The sequence below is a fragment of the Paramuribaculum intestinale genome, assembly GCF_003024925.1.
Classification (GTDB): Bacteria; Bacteroidota; Bacteroidia; order Bacteroidales; family Muribaculaceae; genus Paramuribaculum; species Paramuribaculum intestinale.
The window spans coordinates 1-4,340 of sequence record NZ_PUED01000187.1 but is presented as its reverse complement, the minus strand read 5'-3'; the positions used below and the strand labels follow the sequence as shown (position 1 = coordinate 4,340).

At 55.7% G+C, this 4,340-nt stretch carries 2 protein-coding genes and 1 pseudogene; all 3 read left to right on the top strand.

The window, feature by feature from the left end; genetic code table 11:
• Positions 1 to 599 (top strand): annotated as a pseudogene (locus tag C5O24_RS14515) (T9SS type A sorting domain-containing protein); the annotation flags it as partial.
• On the top strand, positions 575 to 2,962 hold the full coding sequence (locus C5O24_RS11115; protein WP_237613070.1) for a DUF8202 domain-containing protein: 2,388 nt from the start codon (positions 575 to 577) through the stop codon (positions 2,960 to 2,962). The pseudogene C5O24_RS14515 and the gene C5O24_RS11115, both read left to right, overlap by 25 nt.
• A 36-nt stretch (positions 2,963 to 2,998) precedes the next feature.
• Positions 2,999 to 4,183: a SpvB/TcaC N-terminal domain-containing protein gene (locus tag C5O24_RS11110; protein WP_107036980.1), complete on the top strand. Its 1,185-nt coding sequence runs from the start codon at positions 2,999 to 3,001 to the stop codon at positions 4,181 to 4,183.
• Positions 4,184 to 4,340 lie beyond the last annotated feature (157 nt).

Sequence of the window (4,340 nt, the reverse complement as noted above, 5' to 3'; positions counted from 1 at the left end):
AGGTACTACTCTTTTCAGGCCTGTGTGGTTTGTCTGCGCTCCTGCTGCTTGCCCGTTCTCCGGGCGGTGTCGAGGGAGTTGACGCCTGGTTTAAGGCTGCTCCGGTCTCAGGCAACCTGCAGGGCCGCTACCAATGGCTCGATTTTTCGGGCGATTCGGTGGTGCAGTATGCTCAGAACAGAGTCTCCGGCACCTATGTGTTCACACAGGACAGGGCTCTGGTCAAGTCGCTAAATTTCAACCCGGCACTCGACTTCTCGAAAGGTGACACCCCGAAGTGGAGCGAGCTGCATCGCTCGTCACTCATCCAAGGCACGATTATCGGGGTGTTCGCGCCTTACACGTTCAAAACCGAGGGAGTTGTCTATGGGGTCGCAAGCGGTGACGGAGGCGGCAGTCTCGTCACCAGCGACCGGATTGTAAGACCCGGAAACATAGAGCCTCTTGACTACGGGGAGACCCACGGCGAGGATCTGCTCTACACGGGAAAAGACTCCATACCTGAAAACACATTCAAGGAACACGCCACAAAGGTGCTGACCTATTACCGCGCGGCCAATCCGAACACATCGGTATGGGCGGTCCCGGCGGCACGTTGACAATCGGCGGCGCGTATTCACCCACAGACGAGCATTTCAATGGCCCGTTCGACACTTCCAATTTCGACAATAAGGGGTTTGAAGGGTATTCGCCTGAACTGTTGGTGTATAACCGCATCCTGACTCCCGGCGAAAGAAGGAAGGCGGAGAGCTATCTCGCGATGAAATACGGTGTCACCCTCAATGACTCATATCTTGACGGAGACGGCAACCTTGTGTGGGACCGTGACGACGCCGGGGTATATCACAACCGCGTCACGGCGATTTCAAGGAACAAGGCCGGTGATTTTCTCCAGCCCATGTCGGCCACCTCTTATGAGGAGGGCCCGTTATACACGTCGCTCCCCGAGAACGACAGCTATCACAAATCAAACTCATACGGTCTTCCGTCAGAGGCTCATCTCCTTGTCATGGGCCGTGAGCATGGAAACCCGATGCCTGACAAAATGTCTCTTTTCTGGGGCGACGACGGCGGCGCGTTGGAGACCTACACCTCTCCCAACGACACACTTTGGCACATCATGAACCGCACATGGCTGGTCAAGCCGAATATGCCGACAGTCGCCGACACTACCGCGACGCGCTGGACTGCCACCGGCATGACCGTAACGCCTGAAGGCTTTCTTGACGTGATAAGTCTGGAGGAGAACACTCCCGGATCAGTGGTGACACCCGAACTGACTGACGGCACCGGACTGATAGAGTTCCCGTGTCCGTCAACGCATCCTGCGTTTGATGTCGGATTTTCCAAATCAGGCGACAGCGGATGCACATACGGATTCCGCATTGGCAGTGACGGCAGCGTCAGGGCGATAGCCAACGGCGAGGCAGGTGGAACCGGCATAGCCGCGGATGTCAGCGGTGCCGATGTGTCGGTCATGCTTTCCGACGGCGTTGTGTATCTTCGCGTTGACGGAGAGGGAGGTGCGGCATATACCGTAACCATACCCGAAGATGCGAGGAATTCGGTATATAGAGGTGTCATAAGCGCGGAAGCCTCCGCCACTCCGCTGTATCTGACCTCCGTGCGTTCCAACGGGGCGGTGGAAACCGGATATTTTGCAGAGCTGGCACACAACCTTACTCCCGACAAGGAGTTCTACCATTACAGCCGCAGCCGTACTGTCATGCTCATTGACCCGACCGGCGAGGGCCGTTTTGATACAGACAACACTGTGATGGTGCGTTGCTCACCCCCGGATATATCCCGAGGCAAGACCATGTTCCACAATATATTGTGGGATGCAGACGGGAGCGGTTCAGACGTGTTCACTTTCGCCTATTTCGATGGCATTGATGCCGATGTGGATGTGGAACCGACAACCTGTGTTGACGGGGTTCCCCAGAAAGACGGCGCAATCGACATAGGCATCAACATAGGCACTCCTATATACAGGTATTCGCTTACCGTTGACAGCGTGGCCGGCATGAAGAAAGACGACCTCGTGGCAAGCGGAAGTTTCATGGGCAAGACCCACAGGATTGAGAATCTCGCCACGGGAACATATACTCTTACGGTGACACAGGGCGGTGGAAACGACATCCACGGCAAGGGCAACCTTCTCTACACGACATATTCCCACACTGACCGCAGGTTTACAGGCGGCGACGTGGAGTGGACCGTGACGGAGACCGGCTCGTGGTACCGCATCGGCGCGGAGCCTTCTGTAAAAGAGGACATAACCCAATGGGGATATGACGTGCGCGGCGACAAGGCCTATTTCATCCTTGACGGCTACACAAGTCTGACACAGGGAGTCCCCATTAAGCCCGGCGACACCCTCGGTCTCAGAATCAGCGGCATATATGTACGATGGTTCCACAATGGCGAGGAGGTACTCAAAAAGAGCGCGTGGACTCTGCGCCTCTGGAGGATGTGTATCAAGTACGGTCGAGGCGACACCCATATCACCGGTATGACAATCAACGGTACGCCTGTCGAGGACTTTGAGATTTACGGCAATGTCCAGATTGAGACCCCCAAGACAAATACCGTGACCTACACTGTCCATGTCGGCAACGGATGTGACCCGTCGATGCCCAACGGCATAGAGCCTAAGCAGCCTGTGGTAATCGGCCAGTCCGATCCTCCCGGCGACTATCCCGGCAACACACGCAACAGCAGCCTTTCGGTTGATGCCGAGGATGGCACGGCCCATATCTTCAACGCCATTCTTGACCGCGAACAGTCCGGCCCGGCCACTCTGATGGTATTCGACGCATCAGGCCGCCTCGTGTTCGAGGGAGAGATGGAGGGTTCAGACATCAAGACCAAGCGTTTCACAGTTCCGATGAACGGTGTGTATATCGTCAAGGCAATCACAGCCGAGGGCGAACATACCCAAAAGATTCTTGCGAAATAACCGGAAACAACACAGTAACAACATAATAAACCGATTATGAAACGGATATACAGCATAGCCGTTGCCACAGCTATACTCTCTGCGGTGGGTTTGTCGGGCGCATGGTTCCTTTCGGGACATTCCGCCGGGGCGAACAATTCGCCGGGAAGCAGCGGCATAAACATAGAGGCTGACAGCCCCGCCTCGTCTCCGGGGACAACGGTCGGCGAAAGCGGCAATTCCTCTCCGCAACAGCAGGAAAAAGTAAGCGATACGGGCGTACCGGCCGCACAGTCGGCAAAGGCTCCTACCACGAAACACGATGCGGACAAATATTCCCGCATACCTGACGGCGAGTCGGTAAAAGGGTCGTTCCGCAAGGGACAGGCGGACAGTCTCGCGGTGGCCGGCGGTGCCATCTCCTTCTCAGGTGGTACGCTGCTGCGCGACACTGAACTGTCAGTGTCGGTGCTTGGCGAGGATGACATGCCCGAACTTGATTTTGCCATGACGAATGTCACGGCACAGGGCGAGGGATACCGGTTCCTGCCTCACGGCACCCACTTCTCTGAAAAAGGCGCGACCGTAAGGCTCGGCTACGACCGCACAAGGATTCCGAGCGGTTACACGGAAGACGACATACGCACGTTCTACTATGATACCGAACAGGAGCACTGGGTGGCACTCGACCGCATAGCTGTCAATAAGGAGCTGGCCTATGTGGAGTCAAGGACTACCCACTTCACCGACATGATCAACGGTGTCATTCAGGCACCCGAATCTCCTGAGACAGAGGGTTTCGCTCCCACTATGATGAACGACATCAAGGCTGCGGACCCGACGGCGAAACTCAATATCATCACACCTCCTACGGCTAACAACCGTGGTTCCGCCAACCTGCAATACGCCTTCGAGATGCCTCCTGCCCGCAACGGCATGGCACCCTCACTGGCTATCAGTTACAACAGTGACGGCGGCAACGGCTGGCTCGGACAGGGCTGGGACCTTTCTGTCCCCTCGATAACGCTTGATACCCGCTGGGGTGTTCCGCGCTACGACCTGACCGATGAGACCGAGACATATTCGCTCTCCGGCTCGATGCTTTCGACAATGGATGACAACGGTGCGATGAGCGTCGCCCACCGTGGTGACAGGATTGCCCGTAAGTCAGACCGTCAGTTCTATACCCGTCAGGGCGGCGATTTCTCCCGCATAATCCGCAAGGGTGGAAAAACTCAGTGAATTTGCCCCCCGGTTGACCAGATAAATTGCCCCCCGGAAAATCATTTAAATTGACCCCCGTCCGGTCAAGCAAATTACCCCCCGGAAAAAGACTTTACGGGAGTTGGCAAAAGGAGTTTTTGAGCTATATTGTATGTTAAATAATATTAAACATACG

Bases quoted from the DNA above. Each gene is read 5' to 3' on its own strand.
- C5O24_RS11115 (WP_237613070.1), top strand. From the start codon at position 575: ATGGGCGGTCCCGGCGGCACGTTGACAATCGGCGGCGCGTATTCACCC.
- C5O24_RS11110 (WP_107036980.1), top strand. From the start codon at position 2,999: ATGAAACGGATATACAGCATAGCCGTTGCCACAGCTATACTCTCTGCG.